Source organism: Bacillus sp. FSL R9-9492, assembly GCF_038007365.1.
GTDB classification, from domain to species: domain Bacteria; phylum Bacillota; class Bacilli; order Bacillales; family Bacillaceae_G; genus Bacillus_A; species Bacillus_A mycoides.
On the sequence record NZ_JBBOXC010000001.1, the window covers coordinates 3,716,874 to 3,736,825 of the forward strand.

The window sequence follows — 19,952 nt, forward strand, 5'->3', positions numbered from 1 at the left end:
CAGTCGAGATACCTTTTAGATTCACTTTATTGTACACCATACTGAATATAACTTGAATCATAGTATACCCATTGATTTGTCCCTAAGCAAAGCCATCCATCTTGCTTACTCCATACTCGATATGATTCACCATGATGTAACTGTCTTATAACATTCCCGTTTAATGATGGAGCATCTCGCAGATTCACATTATCGCCAGTAATAGTTGCTACATAATGTTTATACTGAATATAACTTGAATCATTATATACCCACTGATTTGTCCCTAAGCAGAGCCATCCATTTTGTTCTCCCCAAACTTCATATGATTCACCACGATTCAATTGGCGAATTACACTAGACTGTAAAGATGGTCCACTTCGTAAATTCACATTATCTCCATTAATTACAGCAACTCCGTATACTGGAGTCGCATTATTAGGCTTGGAAACATTCCCTCCACTACTTGCTCCATTTCCTTGTAAAGCTTCTAATGAAACAGCTGCTGATACGTCACAATTTCCTACACCTGAAATTTGCCCAGAATCTGTGTACTGCCATGCTGTCCACTCTGTCCATCCACCAGCATCAGCAGGCGGTATACTAGAATATCTGGAAATCCAAAGTGGAATGTCACTTAACCCGCTAATTCCAAATTCATTAATATACCAAATTCCTGTATATAACATTACATCTTTCCCAGTAGCTTGTTTCACATAATTCACGAAACTTCTTGCCCAATTCGATATAGTCGCACCCGTTAAACTACTATTGCTAGTATCCGTTGGCGATTCTAAATCTAAAACAGGAATTAAGTCCGTCTGATTACTCTGTAATATACTCACAAAATATTTCGCTTCTGAAATTGCATCATTTTGTTCTGGATGAGCAAAATGATATGCACCAATTAATACATTCGCATTTCTCGCAGCTTGTACATTTTGAACGAAAGTGGGGTCAATATAGTTCACACCTTCCGTCGCTTTTGCGTACGCCGCTGGAATGCCAGATGACTTCACAGCATTCCAATTAATGTTTCCTTCCCAATGAGACACATCAATAAACGTAATATTTGAACTGGATCTATTTTGCATATAAAAGCTCCTATCCAATTTTGTTATTCTATATACAATATGTACAACTCTAGTTAAAGGACACGACAAACCTCTCACATATTTCGAAAATTTTATTACATTTTAATATCTGAGAGAATAGAAAAAAGACCTTGTAATTCTACAAGGCCTGTTGCAAACTCCCTTTATTTTGTAGCAAGTACATATTGTAGTAAAGTCCCTGTTTACTAAGTAACTCTTGATGTGTTCCGCTTTCTACAATTTCTCCTTCATGCATAACAAATATTTGATCCGCATCTTGGATTGTAGACAATCTGTGCGCAATCGCTATCGTTGTTCTACCTTTTCGCATTTGCTGCAATGCCGTTTGGATAGCCTCCTCTGTTTCTGTATCAATATTTGCCGTCGCTTCATCTAACACTAATACTTTCGGATTGGTTGCTATCGTTCTAGCAAAAGCAATTAATTGCCTTTGACCACTAGAAAATGCAGCTCCTCTTTCGACAACTTCTGTATCATACTGCTCTGGTAATTTTTCAATAAACGTATTCGCTTGCACAAACTTTGCCGCTTCCTCTATCTCTTCATCCGTAATCTCTTCATTATACATACGAATATTTTGCTTTACATTTCCAGCAAATAAAAATGCATCTTGCAGCACAAGACCAATTTTCTTTCGAATTTCTTGTTCTTCAAACTGCTCTAAATCTACTCCGTCTATTACAATATTTCCTGATTTAATATTGTAAAATCTCATTAATAAATTCATAATCGTACTCTTTCCGCTACCAGTATGCCCTACGAAAGCAACCGTTTGCCCTGGCTTTACGTGAAAAGATACATTTTTTAAAACATCACGCTTTCCATCATATGAAAAAGTAACATCTTTAAACTGAATTTCCCCGTTAGCTACTCGTGGCTGTTCACTCCCCATTTGAACAGGAGCTAAATCTTTATCATCCATTAAATGAAATACACGCGATGATGAAACAAGCGCTTGCTGGAAGAAAGATAGTTTCATCATCATCTCATTTACCGGCTGGAAGAAACGATGAATATAGTTAACGAAAGCATATAAAACCCCTACTTCAACAGGACTCTTTAAAGCATCGATTCCGAATAAACCAAGTACTAACGCAATTGCTACAATATGAACAAGATCTGTTGCTGGACGTAAAAGTAATGCATCTAATTTCAATGTACGACGTCCAGCACTAAAATGTTTATTGTTCACTTCTTCAAATTCTTTTCTCATCCGCTTTTCTTGCCGGAACACCTGAACAATATTCATACCTTGAATGGACTCATTTAACTTTGCATTTAATATACTCAGCTGATTACGTACCTCTAAATAAAAAGCTGCACTTTTCCGTTGATACAACACCATAATTGCAAACATTACCGGAATTAATATGAGCGAAAATAGCGCTAATTTTACATCTAATAAAAACATCGCTACTAAAATCCCTACTAAAAAGACTACATTTTTCACGAATGTTGATAGTACACTAACATAAAAATCCTTAATCGCTTCTGTATCATTCGTTATGCGAGATACGAGCGTACCAATCGGCGTACGATCAAAGAAGCTTAATGACAATTTTTGAACATGTTCATACACTTCAACTCGCATATCTTGGACAATCTTAAAAGCGATATTTTGAAAGTACAATAAGTCTAAATAAGTAAATAATACTTTTAATAAATGAGCAATAATATACACTACAAATAGGGTTACAAGTGCTGATTGTTCAAAGTTACCTGGCACTAAGTGTTCATCAAGAAATTGTTTAATTAAAAAAGGACCCATCATTTCAGTTACAGTTGCACCAACTAGAAATAAAAATGCTAACGCCAATAACCCTTTATAGGGCCTCATATAAGAAAGCAACCTTCTTAAATCACTCCGTTTTTTCTCAGCCATCATACGCCTCCTTTCTCTACTAATGCCTCTAACTGCTGGCTTTCGTACATTTCTTTATACCAACCATTTTCTTTCATTAATTGCTCATGTGTCCCTCGCTGCATAACCCTACCTTCATCAATAACAAGAATAAGATTTGCATGCTGAATAGCACTTAAACGATGGGCAGTAATAATCGTCGTTTTCTCTGCCCTTTCTCGTTTCAATGCAGTTAAAATAGTTTCTTCTGTTTTTGCATCTACGGCTGATAAACAATCATCTAATATTAAAATTTCAGCATTTGTTAATAATGCACGCGCAATAGAGATTCTCTGTTTTTGACCTCCTGATAGTGAAACGCCCCTTTCACCTACTACAGTGTCATACCCTTCTGGAAATTGAAATATATCATTATGAATACAAGCAATATCAGCAGCTCGGCTAATTTCTTTATATGTAGCATCGGCCTTTCCAAAAGCAATGTTCTCCCCAATACTCGCTGAAAATAAAAAGTGATCTTGCGGTACATATGAAATTGCAGAACGCACACCGTGAAGTGTTAAATCTCGAATATCCCGCTCCCCAACTTTTAATTCACCATTAAAATGATCATACTCTCGAATTAAACATTTTAATAACGTCGTCTTCCCTGCACCGGTACGCCCTACAACTCCTAACGTTTCACCTTTTCTTAAGTTAAAGTAAATATCTTTTAAGTTTAATAGTTCATTCTTTTTATAAGAAAACGAATCAACAGCAAACGAAACATCACCACTTGCTATAGCATGTATAGCATTTTCCTTATTCACTACATCTGAAGTTTGTGAAAATATTTTCTCCACACGATCATACGAAGCACGTCCACGCTCCATAATATTAAATAGCCATCCAAAAGCTAACATTGGCCATACAAGTGTCCCTAAGTACGTTGTAAATGTTACTAATTCCCCTACAGTTAATTCACCTCGTACGACTAATAATGATCCGTAACAAATTGCGATCAAAAATGAAAATCCGACAATTAGGGAAATCGTTGGATCGAATAACGAGTCAATACGTGCAACTAGCATATTTTTATGTACGACATCTTCAGATTTTTTCCGAAACGCTTGTAAATCTTCTTTCTCTTGTCCAAGTGAGCGAATTACCTTCATCCCACTCATACTTTCTTGCACTTTATCATTGATTTCAGAAAACGATTGCTGTGCCTTATGAAATCTTCTATGCAATAAAGTTCCATAATAATTTGTAGAAATAGCTACAATTGGCATCGGAATTAAACTTAATAACGTTAACTTCCAACTAATTGTAAATCCCATCGCTACGAGTACACATCCTCCAACAGCTAATGAATCAACGAGTGTTAAAACACCTGCCCCCGCAGTTTGCTGAATCGCCTGAATATCATTTGTCGCATGTGCCATCAAATCGCCTGTGCGACGTGATTGATAAAAAGATGGGCTCATCTTAGTAAAATGTTCATATAGATTCTTTCGCAGTTGACGAGCTAGTTTTAAAGAAGATCCAAAAATCATAATACGCCATAAGTAACGTAATATATACATCATAATTCCTACAACTACTAATAGAATAACCCAGTTCAACAATTTTTCAGACGTTAATGTTCCACTATTAATTTCATCTACTACAATCCCTAGTACTCTTGGCGCTACAAGTTCAAGAAGTGCGACACCAAATAACATAATAATTCCGATTATGTACGCTCGTTTTTCTTGCCTAAAAAACCAAGCTAAATTAAAAAACACTTTCATATTTATCCTCCTCCCTTAAAATGAGCGATGTTTTCAGTGTAACAAAAATACAGAATATTTGAAAGTTTTAAATATGTTTTATAACCAAAAGAAAAGGACACTCGGTAAGAGTGCCCTTTGGCGCTTATTTCGTTTGTTGCTTGTTCATCGCGCTCATCATTTGATTGATTTTCTTTTGGGAAGGTTTTTGTCCCATTTGCATCATCATCATTTTTAACATTTGTTCGTTAATTGGTGGATTTTTTTGTAAGTAATTCATCATGTATTTGCGGGCAATGAAAAATCCTAACGCCACGCCTGCTACTAGTGCTACTACGCCCACTAGAATACCTAACCACATTGGCATATCTTTTCCTCCTTCATGTTGTCTACCTTACAGTGTACTAAAACCTTTTCAATAAGACAAGATACTATTCGACATTTTTTACACATATGTTCGTACTTGTTTGAGAGGATTTAACCAACCGTACTTTTTATTTTCATAATCCATCGCTAAAAATGTTAACTCACACTTTCTAAGCACCTCAAAGAAAGTTGTTTCCATGGATACATTTCCAGAAGTATTTATTCGAATATATTGTGGTTTCACCATTATTTCTCCGTATTCGGCTCCTGTATAAAGCGTATGAGTATGATTTGTTCTTTCATATTTACCAAGAACACGCAAAGCTTGTTCTAATTTATGATGAATTTTCATTACTTGTAACGGCATCGTAATATACGTCATTTGTTTATATAATACTTTCTTCTCCGAAAGGAACCCAGATTCTGAAAATCGAGCAAATAAATCAAAAAACAAATATTCACGACCAAAGTAAGCTTTCGCAATATCCTCTTGAATTAAATACAATTCATACGTTTTCATTTTTCCCCTCCCGATCTGGACAACCTTTTCCCTACATTATATAAGAGAAGATTTGCAATGATTGTCTGACTACGGAGAGAGAAAAAACTTTTCCTGTCGAAAAAACTCAATTACATAGAAAAATCTCCCCATGCTGGAGAGATTTTTCTAAAATCATTAAAGCATTTCTTTTACTTTACGAACAACGTTCTCTACAGTAAATCCATACTCTTCCATAATCTTCTCACCAGGAGCAGAAGCGCCGAATGTGTCAATACCTAGTACATCTCCATCAAGACCTACATAACGGTGCCATCCCATTGTAGCACCCATTTCAATTGCGAAACGTTTCGTTACTGCTTTTGGTAGTACAGATTCTTTGTACTCAGCAGTTTGAGCTTCAAAGCGATCCATAGATGGCATGCTAACAACAGCTGCATCAACGCCGTCTGCTGCTAGAGCTTTTTGCGCTTCGATTGCTAAGCTTACTTCAGATCCAGTTGCAATTAAGATTACATCAGCAGTTTCTTTCTTGCTTGCAGAAACTACATATGCACCTTTTGCTACTTTTTCATAAGTATCGTCTTTTGCACCTTCTAATGTTGGAAGATCTTGACGAGTTAACACTAATGCAGTTGGTGTTTTTGTTGATTCTAGAGCTAGTCTCCAAGCTGCAACTGATTCGTTACCGTCTGCTGGACGAATAACAGAAACGTTTGGCATTGCACGAAGTGCTGCTAATTGTTCAACCGGCTCATGTGTTGGACCATCTTCACCAACAGCGATACTATCATGTGTGAATACATACGTTACAGGCAATTGCATTAATGCTGCAAGGCGAATTGCTGGACGTAAGTAGTCAGAGAATACGAAGAACGTACCACCGTAAGTTTTTAAACCGCCATGTAGTGCAATACCGTTCATTGCTGCACCCATCGCAAACTCACGAACACCGTACCAAATGTTTTTACCGCTGTAATCAGCTCTTGTGAAGTCTTTTTCGTTATTCATATATGTTTTGTTAGAACCAGCAAGGTCAGCTGATCCACCAAAGAATGATGGTACAGACTCTGCAATTGCATTAATTACAGCACCTGAAGAATTACGTGTTGCTGCTTTTGATCCTAATTCATAAGTTGGTAAGCTTTGTTCCCAACCTTCTGGAAGAAGACCGTTCATTGCTGCTTGCAGTTCGTTTGCTAATTCTGGATATGCTTGTGCATATTCACCGAGCATCGTGTTCCACGCAGCTTGCGTCGTTTCACCAACATCTTGTACTGTTTTACGGAAGTTGTCATATACTTCTTCTGCTACATGGAAGTCTTGTTCAGCAGTCCAAGCGTATGCTTCTTTCGTTAATTTTGTTTCGTCTACACCAAGTGGAGAACCATGTGAAGCTGATTTTCCTGATTTGTTTGGAGAACCGAAACCAATTGTCGTTCTTACTTCAATTAGCGTTGGGCGTTTTTCGTCAGCTTTCGCTTCTTCAATTGCTTTTGCGATTGCTTCAATATCATTTCCATCCTCAACACGGATTACTTGCCATCCGTATGCTTTGTAACGATCTTCTACACTTTCAGAGAATGAACGATTTAAATCGCCATCTAATGAAATATCGTTTGAATCGTAAAGTACAACAAGACGACCTAATTGTAAATGAGCAGCTAATGAAGATGCTTCAGCAGAAACGCCTTCCATTAAATCTCCATCACCACAAATAGCGTATGTATGATGATCTACTACATTATACGCATCACGGTTGTATTTAGCCGCTAAATGTCTTTCAGCCATTGCCATACCTACAGCAGTTGCAATACCTTGTCCAAGTGGACCAGTTGTTGAGTCTACACCTGCTGTGTGACCATACTCAGGATGTCCTGGAGTTTTGCTTCCCCATTGACGGAAGTTCTTTAAATCATCCATTGTTAAGTCATAACCAGATAGATGAAGTAGACTGTATAGTAACATTGAGCCATGACCTGCAGATAATACGAAACGATCGCGGTTAAACCACGTTGGGTTATTTGGATTGTGTTTCATAAATTGAGTCCATAATGTATAAGCCATTGGTGCTGCACCCATTGGCATTCCTGGGTGACCAGAGTTTGCTTTTTCAATCGCATCAATGGATAATGTGCGAATCGTGTTGATAGAAAGTTGTTCGATTGAATGTGACATGCTATTCTTCCCTTCGCGTATGTTAGTAAACGTTTTATACATTTATATGATAGCTTCCCACGCAAGATTATACAACATGTATCGACAAATATGTTGATGTTTTTTTGATTTTTCATAAAAAACGCAGTGATTCAGGGAATGTATGGGCATTCAATATGACATACTTTTTAATTGTTTTTATTTTAAAAATAAATATAATTATCTGTATATTTATACAAATATACTAATTTCTGATATATCTCCTTTTTGATAACCTTTAAAAATACAAAAAAGCATCTGAATTAGATGCTTTTAAAACAAATTAAATAATCCGCTTACGAATAGAACTTGAAATAAAATCAATTATAATTACCATTAAAATGATACCTAATAAAATAATTCCCACACGAGACCAATTACGTGAACTAAGTGCAAAAATTAATGGCGTACCAATACCACCTGCTCCAATAACACCTAAAATCGCAGCGGATCGTACATTAATTTCAAACCTGTATAACGTATACGATAGAAAATCCGGTAACACTTGTGGTAATACGGCATACCAAAGTATTTGAAACCGATTTGCACCCGTTGCTATTAACGCTTCCGTCGGTCCCTTATCTATATTTTCAATTCCTTCCGAATATAGTTTCCCTAACATTCCGATAGAGTGTAACCCTAAAGCTAGAACTCCGGCAAAAGAGCCTGGACCAACAGCTTTTATAAATAAAAGAGCCATAACTAATTCAGGAAATGTACGAACAAAACTAAGTACAAATTTCCCAGTTCCTGAAGTTAATTTTCCACTACTCATATTCGTTGCCGCCCAAAAAGCAAATGGAACAGATAAAAAAGTAGAAATAAATGTACCTAATATCGCAATTGCCAACGTATCAATTAAACCGTGTAATAAATCTTCACCATCTGGCAAAGATACATACGACCAATCTGGGTTCAATACGCCTGTCATAATTGCTTTTGTAATTTCTCCCGCCGTATTCTTTATTCCCTCTAGCGGGACTCCTGAAAAGGCCCATACATATATAACTGTAAGTGCTATAAAAATAATCCAGCGATATATACTCGGTTTCTTCGGTTTTGGTACGATTATTGTCGTTTTACTCATTATAATTTCCCCCGCAACACTGTACTTATATAATCAATTAGCAATACAACAACAAGGGTATAAATAATAATAGAAGCAGTTTGTTGATATTGTAAAAATCCAAGTGTGCGATCATAATATAATCCAATCCCACCTGCTCCTACTAAACCTAGAACAGCTGCTGCACGTACATTCACCTCAAATGTATAAAGTACATAGGAGACGAAGTGCGCTTTCACTTGCGGAATGACCCCATAAACTATCCATTGTACCTTATTCGCTCCTACAGCTGTCATCGCTTCTAATGGACCTGGATCAATTGATTCAATTGACTCATACAATAATTTCGCTACGAGTCCAACGGAGAAACAAGTAAGAGCCAAAATACCTGGAAGTGGTCCTATTCCAAAAATCGCTACAAAAATAGCCGCTAATAATAAATCTGGTATTGTTCGTATAAAATTTAAAATCAATCGAGCTGGACTGTACAAAAATACACTAGTAAATACATTACTTGCCGCAAATAGTGCAAGTGGAATGGCTAAAATCGCCCCTAAAGTCGTTCCAATAATCGCCATACGTATTGTATCTAACATTGCTGTTGTAATAATTTGAAAATAACTCCAATCTGGTGGCACCATTTCCTTCAATAAATCCATCATATTTGGAAAACCAACTACTAGTTTTGAAAATGATGCGTCGACCTGTACACTACTACCCCACAACAGTAAAACAACTAAAATAACCGTTAACATATGTTTCAATTTACTCGGCGGCTTCGGTATCGATTTCGAATATATCGTCACTTCATTCATTTAGCTGCCACCTCTAATAATGCGCTTTTCTGAGCTACGTCCCCATAAATTTCAGCGAATTTTTCATCCGTTGCCTCTTCTACTAATCCATCAAAAACAATTTCACCAGCATGTAATCCAATAATACGAGTAGCATATTGCCTCGCTAAATCAATAGAATGTAAGTTTACAATTGTCGTAATTCCAAAATCTTCATTAATTTTCTTCAAATCATCCATTACTTGCTTTGTTGTCAGAGGATCTAACGAAGCAACAGGCTCATCTGCCAATATGATTTTCGCTTCTTGTGCCAATGCTCTAGCAATTGATACACGTTGCTGTTGTCCCCCTGATAATTCATCAGCTCGTGCATATGCTTTTTCTGAGATATTCACTCTATTCAGCGCCTGGAATGCAAGCTCCACGTCCTCTTTCGGAAACAGACCTAACGTTGTACGCAATGTAGAATGATATCCAACCCGCCCAGCTAATACATTCTTCAGTACCGTTGATCGCTTCACAAGGTTAAAGCTTTGAAAAATCATACCAATATCTCGGCGCATGCGTCGTAATCCTTTTCCTTTTGCAGCAGTAATAGACTCCCCTTCAATAATGATTTCTCCTTCTGTAATTTCATGAAGGCGATTTACCGATCTGAGAAGTGTTGATTTTCCAGCACCGGATAGCCCGACCATTACAACAAACTCACCTTTTTGAATTTTCAAGTTTATATTATTCAATCCTTTTGTACCATTCGGATACACTTTGGAAACATTTCGAAACTCTATCACATATCTTACCTACCTTCTATGTATTATCAATAACTGAAAAACGGCAAACTAACTGAAATCACACACTTTCCAGTTAGTCGCCATTTCCATATGTATTATTGCGTTTTCACTTTCTTTCCATATTCACGAACGATATCAAATTTACTATCATCAGATTTAACGTATCCTTCATGTGAGTACACTTCTTTAATGATTTTGTGCCCTTCCTCATTCTTTCCTATTTCAATGAAAGCATCCTGTAATTTCTTGCTCCACTCTGCATCTAAATCAGAACGTACAGAAATCGTATCGTTTGGAATTTTCTCCGTAAATTTTACTATTTTCGTTTGATCGAATATATTCGGATAATCTTTTTTTACAATATTGCGAGCATCTTGGAATACAACAGCTGCATCTACATCACCATTTAAAAGAGCAATAAGTGACTGATCATGACCTTTTAATGTAACAGGTTTCACATCCTTTAGCGGATCGATTCCCTCTTTTAACAATACAGCCGCAGGCCATACATAACCCGCTGATGATGTTACATCTTGATAGCCAATTTTTTTACCTTTTAAATCTTTTACACTATTAATATTAGAATCTTTCTTAACAACAAACTCTGATTTATAAACATCTACTAAATCCTTTGTCGGAGCTCCAGTTTCATCATCTACCCCAAAACGTTGCGCCTGTAAAATTACGTTTGCAGCCTTTTTCTCATGCGCTAACACATACGCTGTTGGAGGTAAAAAGCCTACATCTACTTGCTTAGATGCCATCGCTTCTACAATTGTATTGTAATTCGTTGAAATACTAACTTTTACCGGAATGTTTAATTTATCACTTAATAGCTTTTCCAATGGTTTTGCCTTCGCCTCTAACGTATCTGCATTTTGAGAAGGAACAAATTGAACATTTAGTGTCTTCGGTACATAACCTTTTTTCGTATCTTCATTTTTACTTGCACTTGATTCCTTCGTTCCACATCCACTTAATAATCCCGCTGCTAGTACAACTGTTGTGCTCATTGCAAAAACTTTTTTCAACATGTTAATGCCTCCATTTTTCGTTGTTATAAAATAACCTTCCATAAACATGAAGAAATATATCACATATTTTTACAAATAATTGCTTATTTACAGAATCTTTACACATTCTATACATTCACATTAAAATTCTTTTCATATATTTGATATGATTAATTGAAAGATAACTATAGAAAAGGTGAATGGCGTTGAATCAAAATCAAATTGTAACTTTAAATATTTTATTAACAAGCGATGTACATGGTACTGTGTATCCAATTCACTACCAAGATAACTCCAAAGCAGAAATTGGTTTAGCTAAAATTTCTACTCTCATAAAAAAAGAACGTTCTCAAAATGCAAACGTTCTTCTGATTGATAACGGGGACTTCATTCAAGGAACACCATTTACTTATCATTACGCTACATACGAAAAAGATATGGAAAACCCAATGTCCTTATTAGCCAACTACTTAGAGTATGACATTGCAATTATCGGAAATCATGAATTTAATTACGGAATGGATATATTAAATAATGCTGTGGCTACTGCAAATTCCCCTTATCTATCAGCAAACATTTTAGATAAAAACAGAAAAGAACCTTATTTCGGGAAACCATATATAATAAAACATATTGAATCAAATATAAAAATTGCTATTTTAGGGGTGACAACGCATTACATCCCCCATTGGGAACAAGCACATCATATTAAAGATTTACAATTTGAAGATGCATTTGAAACAACAAAAAAATGGGTTTCTTACATCCGTAAACATGAAAAACCAGATTTACTAGTCGTAGCCTATCACGGGGGATTTGAACGTGATTTACAAACCGGAGTACCGACTGAAGTTTTAACAGGTGAAAACCAAGGATATGCAATGTGCCATGAAATTGAAGGCATAGATATTTTACTAACAGGCCACCAACACCGAGAAATCGCTCACACCGTGATTAATGGTGTAACAATTTTACAGACCGGATGCAATGGACACTCAGTTGGAAAAGTAACAGTAACATTCGAAAAAGCAGAACAAAAATGGGTGAAAAAAGAAAGTTATTCAGAGTTATTGCCCGTACAAGGAATTGCGGCAGACCAAGATATTCTTTCCTTGGTTGCCAATTATGAAGAGAAAACACAAAATTGGCTTGATAAACCTATTGGAATAATTTATGGGGATATGCAAATTTCCGATGCTATGCAAACACGTTTGCAAGACCATCCTTTTATTGAATTCATAAATAAAATACAGATGGATATAGCTAATGTTTCAATTTCTTGTACAAGTTTGTTTCATAATACATCTCCAGGTTTCCCGAAACATGTAACAATGCGTGACATCGTTTCTAATTATATTTATCCAAATACATTAAAAGTAATTAGAATAACTGGAGCGGATATAAAAGATGCTCTCGAACTCTCTGCTTCTTATTTCACATTAAAAGCAGATAGAACCATCATCGTAAACCCTACCTATATAGAACCAAAACCACAACACTATAATTACGATATGTGGGAAGGGATTTCGTATGTATTAAACATTTCAAAACCAATTGGAGAGAGAGTAGAGTCTTTGCAGTATAAAGGCACTCCCCTTAATATGAATGAAGAATATGACGTTGTTATGAATAATTATCGTGCAAGCGGTGGCGGGAACTTCTTTATGTTTCAAAATAAACCAGTAGTAAAAGACATACCAACAGATATGTCTGAACTTATCGCTAACTATATATTGAAGCATAAAAGGATAGAAGCAACGAAAAATGAAAACTGGAAAGTTATTAAATAACAATTTTAACAAATAAAAAAAGATGGGCTATGCCCATCTTTTAATTTAATTTTGCATTATCCTGCTTTTTTAAAGCTTTTAATTTCGCCGGTGTAACGTCCGTGCCTTCTTCGTTAACGACTTTAATTCCTTTTAATTCGTTTAACATATTTTGACGAAATCCTTTTAAATATTGTTCACGAAGCGATTGGCGCTCACGTTGTTCTTCTTCAGTTAAGCCTTCAGCTTTTGCTTTTTTCGCTAAGAAGTTAATGCGTTCAATGAGTTCTTGACTTGGCATCTCGAATCCCCCTTCTACTCAAAACTGATTATTATCATACAATAGTTATTCCTCTTTATCAAGCAATTGCTTTGTATATTCTACATACCTTCGATGTACAGTTGCTTTTGAAACATCATGACCAAAACCACGAAGTGTTGCTGCAATTTCTTCAAAAGTTAATTCATTCCGGCGCAAACGTACAATTTCCTCAATTGGCACTTCTTTTTTCTCACGTCCTACGCTTAAATGACGATTTTTCAAATTATTTTCTGGACGAAATCCTTTCTCCACTGCTCTTTGCATGCCACGTTTAATTTTTAAATTGTGGATCTTTCTTTGATACTCTTCAACGATCCCAATTATATTTAGCACCATCGAATCAGAATCTGAAAGCTGTAATTCACCACTATGCGTGTGCGTATAAACTTTTATCCCCTCTTTATGTAAACAATGCATTAATGCAATCTTTGCATTTCCTCTACCAAGACGCGTTTCATCTTGTATAAGTAGTACATCAACTTGTTCATCTCGAATTGTATCTAGCACTTCTAATATGCCATCACGTTCAATTGTATAACCGCTAGCCTGCTCCTCAATTACCTTTGTAACATCCATTTGATAGCGCTCAGCTAAATGCAATAATTCATCTTTTTGACGCAATAATGATGTTTCCTGTTCTTCTTTTGTTGTGCTCACACGTGCATAAATAATTGCATTCATTTTGAACCCTTCTTTCTCACTATATTTTCCTTATAGTGTATCATAAATTTGCCTTTCGTTCGAACTTATGTTTGTAGAATGTTTTTTCGCATGTTATACTTAATAATAAGAAAAATGAAAGAAAACGAGGTGTTAGAAAACATGGAAAAGTTAACGAAACGCCAGCAAGACATTCTCGACTTTATTAAGCTAAAAGTACAAGAAAAAGGATATCCACCTTCCGTACGTGAAATCGGTCAAGCAGTCGGCCTTGCTTCTAGTTCTACAGTGCACGGACATTTATCACGACTAGAAGAAAAGGGATATATTCGACGCGATCCAACAAAACCACGCGCAATTGAAATTTTAGGTGACAACCGAACGGAAACACAATCTGTTATTCAAGTTCCAATCATCGGAAAAGTTACTGCCGGTTTACCGATTACAGCAGTCGAAAGTGTAGAAGATCACTTCCCACTTCCAGCTAGTATCGTTGCTGGAGCAGATCAAGTGTTTATGTTACGCATTTCTGGAGATAGCATGATTGAAGCCGGTATCTTTGATGGTGATTTAGTTGTTGTTCGCCAACAACAGTCTGCATACAACGGTGAAATTGTAGTTGCTTTAACAGAAGATAACGAAGCAACTGTTAAACGTTTCTATAAAGAAAAAGATCATTTCCGTCTACAACCGGAAAACTCTTCACTAGAACCTATTATTTTAAAACAAGTGTCAGTTATTGGAAAAGTAATTGGCGTATATCGTGATTTACATTAAAAATAATAAAAAGAAGATAATTCCCTTATTTATATAGGTAATTATCTTCTTTTTATATTTTGATAGATTTCCGTTCATTCAAAAGAATGCGTTTCATTAATTATTAACGCGTTTCAATAGTAACATCTCCAGCAGCGGTTTTACCGCTAATCTTTTTACTACCATTACCAATCGTTATATTTTTATTGTCTTCATTAAAAATTGTCACGTCTCCAGCAGCAGTTTGCCCAGTTATAACTGCATCTTGTGGTTTTTCCAATAAAGTAATATCTACATCTCCAGCAGTTGAACTTACCTCTAAATCATATTTAGAATCATGATCAATAATATCTATATCCCCACTAGCCGTTTTTGCTGTTACTTTCCCTATTACTTTTTTAAAATTCACCTCACCAGCTTTTGTAGACCCCTCCACACTCTTTGCTGTTACATGTTTCAAATCCACTTCTCCGGCGAGTGTTTCAACACTTACGCGGTCACTTTTCACATTACTTATTTCTATTTGTCCAGCGGATGAATTTACTTTTATCTCTTGATAAGAACGTTCAGGTACTAATATAGTCAATGTAGGCGTTTGAAATCCGAAATTGTAAAATGAAAAATCAAATAAAACACCTTTTTCTATTTCCCCTATGATTTTTAATGTATCACCATCTTCAGCAATACGAATCTCCTGTTTACTTACGTCTCCTTTTTGCTTTACATAAAAAGAGGAATCAGGAGATTTTTGCACAACAATATCTCCAGCATCTAACTTAACTTCTACATTTTTTAGCGTTTCGTTTTTAATTACGTCCTCTTTATCTCCTTTTTCTGCAGTTTGTACTGCTTTTTCATATGTTTGTGAAATCCCTATTACTCCAATAATGATACAAGCGATAGCTACTAATAATATCTTTTTCATCATCTACTCCCCTTTTATCATTTTGAAGTTCCAGACTACATAGCGTACACATAATCTTTTAAACCACTTCGTACTATAATAAGCTACAATACATAACAACAAACCTACTCCGACAAACGTTATACTAACGAAAAGATCCAACCATATAAAAGTGCCCATAAATACTTTTACAATAACGAAAAATGGTGTCACTACACTAGCAATACCACCGACCCAAAAGGAAAATATAAAAGCTATAATTGCAACTAACGGGCCTAACACGATAATAAAATTAAACAAACTAAGTCCAACCGCTGCCATGACAGCTCTTGTCACATTTGAAGTCGACGGATCTTTTTTCATTTCATCAAATCGATACATCGCAAGTAAGTCTTTCGCAATTACTTTCGGAGAGCCAAGACCCTTTATTATTTCTGATTCAGTTTTCCCTTCTTCTACCCCAAACTGAAAGTGCTCTTCATAATCGAATAAAATATCTTGTCTCTCTTCTTCTGGTAACTTTCTAAGATGACTTGATAATTCTTTAAGAAACTGCTCTTTACTCATCCCATTCCACCCCTTCAATAATTTCTTGAACACCTTTAGCAAAATCACGCCACTCTGTTACTAATAACGTAAGTTGCATCTCCCCTTGCTCTGTTAGTTGATAATATTTACGGGGCGGTCCTTCCGTAGATTCTTTTAAATACGTTTGAAAATATCCCTCTTTCGTTAAACGACGTAATAACGGATATACAGAACCTTCCGATATTAAAAATTTATTAGAGATTTGCTGAACAAGTTCATAACCGTAACTATCTTTACGTTTCACTAGTGCCAAAACACATAGTTCTAACACACCTTTTTTAAACTGAACGTTCAAGGACAATCCCCCTTTCTCATTTTAGTACTGTTCAGTACACGATACCTGTTTTATCCATAATATACCACTTAGTATTGTTTATTGCAAGGTACTGAATTATATTTATTCCCTAAATTTAGAAAACGCAAATATAAAAGCCCGAGTATGACCTTTTGTAACTGACCATTATCCGGGCTATCATTCAACTAGAATTACAATAATACAAGATTTCATTCAATCTTTCTCCTCTATGAACCCACTTCCATTTGCGACCCTAATAAATTTCGAAATATACCTTTTCTCTCTTTAGCCAATTGATTAAATTCACCTTTTTGAACAATTTCACCTTTTCCTAAAACAATAACTTGATCTGCATTCCGAATCGTAGATAACCGATGCGCAATAACAACAATAGTCATTGTTCCTTTCAATCTTTCTATCGCTGATTGGATCTTCACTTCATTTTCAGTATCTAACGCACTCGTAGCTTCATCTAATACTAAAATGGATGGTTGTCTTAAAATAGCTCGAGCTAGTACAAGTCGTTGACGTTCACCACCTGAAAGTCTCACTCCACGATCTCCAATGAGAGTATCAAGCCCTTTTGGAAGCATTCGTACAAATTCAGCTGCCGCCGCAAAATCTAATGCAGTCCAAATTTGTTCTTCACTCGCATTCGGCTCAATCATCAATAAATTTTCTCTTATGCTTGCATTAAATAAAAAAGGATCTTGTGGCACATAACTAATAGCCCGTCTCAATGACAATAAATTTTCACTTGTAAGAGGAGTTCCATCTATTAATACTTGACCTTTCTCTGGCTGAATCAATCCCATTAAAACATCGATTAATGTACTCTTCCCAGCTCCCGAATGTCCGACAATAGCCGTCATACTATTGATTGGTATTTTCACATTAATATTTTGAAGTGCATACAAATGCTCCTTCTTATTATACCGAAAATAAATATCCTTACATTCAATACCCCGCTCTATACAAATCGGCTTTATATGTTTTTGCTGATATATATCCTGCATTTCAATTGCTTCATTACACTCTTCTTGTAATTCCCATAAAGATTTAAAAGCAGGAATACTTGCTGCAAGCTGTTCTAAATTAGACTGAATTGTCATAAATCGTGGCCATAGTCTCGAAAAGATGAGTATGATTAATAGTAATTGGGTGGGTTGAGCTTTAAATATACTTACTGATAATAATATAAAAAATGCAATTAAAATAGCCATTGAAACTTTATAAAACAATTGAGAGTTCGACCTTATTCTCATATACTCCATTTGTTCATTACTCATCTTTTCTGTTATAGATTGTAACCAATCTAAACGTGATGCTTCCAAAGTATTACTCTTTATATCTTTAATTCCATTAAAATGATCTGTTATACCAGAAAGATAGTCTTGTGCTAATTTCGAGGTCTTACCGCCTAGTATTCGTGCTTTTTTTATAAAAGCACGAGAAGCTACTAAGAATAATAAGCCAAAGACCAAAACAAATATAGTTATTTGGGGAGATAATAAAAACGCAAGCCCCACCTGTATGAATGTAAACAGAATAACAGCTAACAATTGTAAAATTAAATTAACCCCATAACTTACGCGAGCTAATTCTGTAGTTAATATATTTATTAGATTTGTTTTCCTATTCTCTAAAAAAAAACTCCACTTCGCTTTTAGAATCATACTATATGTTTCTATTCTTAATTCTCGTACAAAAGCTTGTTGCGTTCTCGCATCCCTTAGCGTTATGTTTCGTTGTAATAGATTTTGACCTAACACTATTAGTATATATATACCTAAAATAGAAATTAGACTTGTTGTTTTAGGGAAATCCTGCAAAAATCTATAGACAGGTGCAATAAAAGCAGTCTCCTCACCTATATTAATTATTCCAGCCATACTTATCATAGGAATTAATAAAATAATACCTATCCCTTCAAGTAAACTTATTAAAACCATACCAAACAAATTCACATACAGAATTTTTCCTGCAGAAGAATATAATTTCTTCATAAAATATATAATATGATTCATCGATGTTCCCCCTATAACAAAGCAAGCTTCTTTGTTTTCCTCCAAAGACATAGAAACGGACGTAAAGGAAAATATAAAAAATGAAGGAATTTAGGTAACGGCAATGTTTTTGCATCAATCGGATAAGGATAGAGTTGGCTCATAATAAATAAAATTTTTTGCTGATTAGACATCAGTGAAAATAAATGCCTACTATGATAAGCAAGTACTTCTTCAGGAACAGGATCGGTATGCAAGTTTATCATTTGCTTGAAATAAAACAGCGCTTCTTGAGCTAACTGCTTTGAACGTTTTTTAGTTACTAATTCCATCATTCTTTCATCTAGTCGTACACCTAGCAATTGAGATGCCAAAATTAACGCTTGTCCTCCTAAATGAAGCATTTGATATTTTCTCATTAATTTATGAATCTCACTCCAATTAAGATCTTGATCGACAATTTTTTTTATGTCTACTAACCAACGTAGCCTGGACCAACCATGTCTGGCACCATGAGATACAAGAAATAAAAATAAGTCTTCCTTCCCTAACATATATACCGAATTACTCGTAAGTGTACTTTTTCTCTTTCGCTTCCAAAGCTCTTCAAACCCAGGTTCCTTACCCGGTCCGGGATTTAACCTCCAATGAATTTCAAGTTTGATCCGCCTTGTTGGATGGAAAAATGTTATATGGTGATGCCTCCATTTCCAATCACTTAATATCGTTTGAATATAATCATCTTTCACATATCCTTGCTCTAAAAGTAGTTTTTCTACTTTTTCTAATTTTTGAACAGGAATGAGAACGTCCAAATCACAAGATGTTCGTAAAGAAATATCTCCATATAAGTCCTGAGATAGTACAGGTCCTTTTAGAAACATCGTACGAATCTCATTTTCATTAAAAAATTTATTTATTCGTTCCATTTCAGCACTTAAATAAAGCATTTGAAATGTATTATTTCTATATTTTCTATTTAAAGTTTGTACAACATGTGAAGGAATTAATTCCTCATCTACCTGTTTAAGTTTTTGATAAATCACCGGATAAACACGATGATGCATGGCTTGCTCAAGAAAAACCTCCCAATCAATATCTGTGAACCATTCACTACTATAAGTTTGCAGTGTTTCGGCATCTTGTAACTTCAAAATTGTAAAAAGAAGTTTCAATTCCTTAGACATGAACTCTACATTAAGATCAAAATCTTTCTCCATT

At 35.5% G+C, this 19,952-nt stretch carries 19 protein-coding genes; 2 read left to right on the top strand and 17 right to left on the bottom strand.

Annotation, left to right across the window (positions count from 1 at the left end):
- Positions 1-26: 26 nt before the first annotated feature.
- The 10 genes from MKY70_RS18885 to MKY70_RS18930 all read right to left on the bottom strand — a co-directional run bounded on the left by MKY70_RS18885 (position 27) and on the right by MKY70_RS18930 (position 11,452).
- Positions 27-1,073, bottom strand: a complete 1,047-nt coding sequence (locus MKY70_RS18885) for a GH25 family lysozyme (RefSeq protein WP_341025519.1) — start codon at positions 1,071-1,073, stop codon at positions 27-29.
- A gap of 139 nt (positions 1,074-1,212) precedes the next feature.
- A complete protein-coding gene (locus MKY70_RS18890; protein WP_044443688.1) occupies positions 1,213-2,976 on the bottom strand; it encodes an ABC transporter ATP-binding protein in 1,764 nt (587 codons plus the stop codon).
- Entirely contained in the window at positions 2,976-4,727 is a 1,752-nt protein-coding gene (locus MKY70_RS18895) for an ABC transporter transmembrane domain-containing protein (protein WP_088031090.1), read from the bottom strand. The genes MKY70_RS18890 and MKY70_RS18895 overlap by 1 nt, the downstream gene beginning before the upstream one ends.
- 124 nt (positions 4,728-4,851) lie before the next feature.
- A complete protein-coding gene (locus MKY70_RS18900; RefSeq protein WP_001132292.1) occupies positions 4,852-5,073 on the bottom strand; it encodes a YneF family protein in 222 nt (73 codons plus the stop codon).
- Between the two features lie 78 nt (positions 5,074-5,151).
- Complete coding sequence (gene sirA, locus MKY70_RS18905; RefSeq protein ID WP_002014415.1) at positions 5,152-5,592, bottom strand: sporulation inhibitor of replication protein SirA; 441 nt, start codon at positions 5,590-5,592, stop codon at positions 5,152-5,154.
- Positions 5,593-5,748: 156 nt separating this feature from the next.
- Positions 5,749-7,749 carry a transketolase gene (tkt, locus tag MKY70_RS18910; protein ID WP_033707075.1) on the bottom strand — a complete coding sequence of 667 codons (2,001 nt, stop codon included), beginning with the start codon at positions 7,747-7,749 and terminating at the stop codon, positions 5,749-5,751.
- Between the two features lie 301 nt (positions 7,750-8,050).
- Positions 8,051-8,854, bottom strand: coding sequence for a phosphonate ABC transporter, permease protein PhnE (gene phnE, locus MKY70_RS18915; protein ID WP_088031091.1), 804 nt, complete (start codon positions 8,852-8,854; stop codon positions 8,051-8,053).
- The gene (gene phnE, locus MKY70_RS18920) at positions 8,854-9,648 is read right to left on the bottom strand and encodes a phosphonate ABC transporter, permease protein PhnE (RefSeq protein ID WP_088031092.1); all 795 of its coding nucleotides are present in this window, start codon (positions 9,646-9,648) and stop codon (positions 8,854-8,856) included. The genes phnE (MKY70_RS18915) and phnE (MKY70_RS18920) overlap by 1 nt, the downstream gene beginning before the upstream one ends.
- Positions 9,645-10,418 (bottom strand): phosphonate ABC transporter ATP-binding protein, encoded by a 774-nt coding sequence (gene phnC / locus MKY70_RS18925; RefSeq protein ID WP_002033479.1) that lies wholly within the window; start codon positions 10,416-10,418, stop codon positions 9,645-9,647. Before phnC ends, phnE (MKY70_RS18920) begins: the two co-directional genes overlap by 4 nt.
- A gap of 95 nt (positions 10,419-10,513) precedes the next feature.
- Positions 10,514-11,452: a phosphate/phosphite/phosphonate ABC transporter substrate-binding protein gene (locus tag MKY70_RS18930; RefSeq protein WP_002137777.1), complete on the bottom strand. Its 939-nt coding sequence runs from the start codon at positions 11,450-11,452 to the stop codon at positions 10,514-10,516.
- Positions 11,453-11,637: 185 nt separating this feature from the next.
- Between MKY70_RS18930 and MKY70_RS18935 the strand changes: the two genes are divergently transcribed.
- Positions 11,638-13,221: a bifunctional metallophosphatase/5'-nucleotidase gene (locus MKY70_RS18935; RefSeq protein ID WP_088031093.1), complete on the top strand. Its 1,584-nt coding sequence runs from the start codon at positions 11,638-11,640 to the stop codon at positions 13,219-13,221.
- Positions 13,222-13,261: 40 nt separating this feature from the next.
- Here the strand turns inward: MKY70_RS18935 and MKY70_RS18940 are convergent, their stop codons facing one another.
- Positions 13,262-13,501, bottom strand: a complete 240-nt coding sequence (locus MKY70_RS18940; RefSeq protein WP_002014431.1) for a DUF896 domain-containing protein — start codon at positions 13,499-13,501, stop codon at positions 13,262-13,264.
- Positions 13,502-13,546: 45 nt separating this feature from the next.
- Entirely contained in the window at positions 13,547-14,203 is a 657-nt protein-coding gene (locus MKY70_RS18945; protein ID WP_002014433.1) for a YneB family resolvase-like protein, read from the bottom strand.
- 141 nt (positions 14,204-14,344) lie between these two features.
- Between MKY70_RS18945 and lexA the strand changes: the two genes are divergently transcribed.
- Complete coding sequence (gene lexA, locus MKY70_RS18950) at positions 14,345-14,959, top strand: transcriptional repressor LexA (RefSeq protein WP_002087894.1); 615 nt, start codon at positions 14,345-14,347, stop codon at positions 14,957-14,959.
- Positions 14,960-15,062: 103 nt separating this feature from the next.
- Here the strand turns inward: lexA and MKY70_RS18955 are convergent, their stop codons facing one another.
- From MKY70_RS18955 to MKY70_RS18975, 5 genes are all read right to left on the bottom strand, one after another.
- Positions 15,063-15,866 carry a DUF4097 family beta strand repeat-containing protein gene (locus tag MKY70_RS18955; RefSeq protein WP_341025521.1) on the bottom strand — a complete coding sequence of 268 codons (804 nt, stop codon included), beginning with the start codon at positions 15,864-15,866 and terminating at the stop codon, positions 15,063-15,065.
- Positions 15,867-16,409 (bottom strand): DUF1700 domain-containing protein, encoded by a 543-nt coding sequence (locus tag MKY70_RS18960; protein WP_012261435.1) that lies wholly within the window; start codon positions 16,407-16,409, stop codon positions 15,867-15,869.
- Positions 16,402-16,725: a PadR family transcriptional regulator gene (locus MKY70_RS18965; RefSeq protein WP_002185126.1), complete on the bottom strand. Its 324-nt coding sequence runs from the start codon at positions 16,723-16,725 to the stop codon at positions 16,402-16,404. Before MKY70_RS18965 ends, MKY70_RS18960 begins: the two co-directional genes overlap by 8 nt.
- A 227-nt stretch (positions 16,726-16,952) precedes the next feature.
- A complete protein-coding gene (locus MKY70_RS18970; RefSeq protein WP_341025523.1) occupies positions 16,953-18,752 on the bottom strand; it encodes an ABC transporter ATP-binding protein in 1,800 nt (599 codons plus the stop codon).
- 11 nt (positions 18,753-18,763) lie between these two features.
- Positions 18,764-19,951: a nucleotidyltransferase domain-containing protein gene (locus tag MKY70_RS18975; RefSeq protein ID WP_341025525.1), complete on the bottom strand. Its 1,188-nt coding sequence runs from the start codon at positions 19,949-19,951 to the stop codon at positions 18,764-18,766.
- Position 19,952: the final 1 nt, after the last annotated feature.

Bases quoted from the DNA above. Each gene is read 5' to 3' on its own strand.
- phnE (WP_088031091.1), bottom strand. From the start codon at position 8,854: ATGAGTAAAACGACAATAATCGTACCAAAACCGAAGAAACCGAGTATA.
- tkt (WP_033707075.1), bottom strand. From the start codon at position 7,749: ATGTCACATTCAATCGAACAACTTTCTATCAACACGATTCGCACATTA.
- MKY70_RS18960 (WP_012261435.1), bottom strand. From the start codon at position 16,409: ATGAGTAAAGAGCAGTTTCTTAAAGAATTATCAAGTCATCTTAGAAAG.
- sirA (WP_002014415.1), bottom strand. From the start codon at position 5,592: ATGAAAACGTATGAATTGTATTTAATTCAAGAGGATATTGCGAAAGCT.
- phnE (WP_088031092.1), bottom strand. From the start codon at position 9,648: ATGAATGAAGTGACGATATATTCGAAATCGATACCGAAGCCGCCGAGT.
- lexA (WP_002087894.1), top strand. From the start codon at position 14,345: ATGGAAAAGTTAACGAAACGCCAGCAAGACATTCTCGACTTTATTAAG.
- MKY70_RS18955 (WP_341025521.1), bottom strand. From the start codon at position 15,866: ATGATGAAAAAGATATTATTAGTAGCTATCGCTTGTATCATTATTGGA.
- MKY70_RS18900 (WP_001132292.1), bottom strand. From the start codon at position 5,073: ATGCCAATGTGGTTAGGTATTCTAGTGGGCGTAGTAGCACTAGTAGCA.
- MKY70_RS18945 (WP_002014433.1), bottom strand. From the start codon at position 14,203: ATGAATGCAATTATTTATGCACGTGTGAGCACAACAAAAGAAGAACAG.
- MKY70_RS18930 (WP_002137777.1), bottom strand. From the start codon at position 11,452: ATGTTGAAAAAAGTTTTTGCAATGAGCACAACAGTTGTACTAGCAGCG.
- MKY70_RS18885 (WP_341025519.1), bottom strand. From the start codon at position 1,073: ATGCAAAATAGATCCAGTTCAAATATTACGTTTATTGATGTGTCTCAT.
- MKY70_RS18940 (WP_002014431.1), bottom strand. From the start codon at position 13,501: ATGCCAAGTCAAGAACTCATTGAACGCATTAACTTCTTAGCGAAAAAA.
- MKY70_RS18975 (WP_341025525.1), bottom strand. From the start codon at position 19,951: ATGGAGAAAGATTTTGATCTTAATGTAGAGTTCATGTCTAAGGAATTG.
- MKY70_RS18970 (WP_341025523.1), bottom strand. From the start codon at position 18,752: ATGAATCATATTATATATTTTATGAAGAAATTATATTCTTCTGCAGGA.
- MKY70_RS18895 (WP_088031090.1), bottom strand. From the start codon at position 4,727: ATGAAAGTGTTTTTTAATTTAGCTTGGTTTTTTAGGCAAGAAAAACGA.
- MKY70_RS18890 (WP_044443688.1), bottom strand. From the start codon at position 2,976: ATGGCTGAGAAAAAACGGAGTGATTTAAGAAGGTTGCTTTCTTATATG.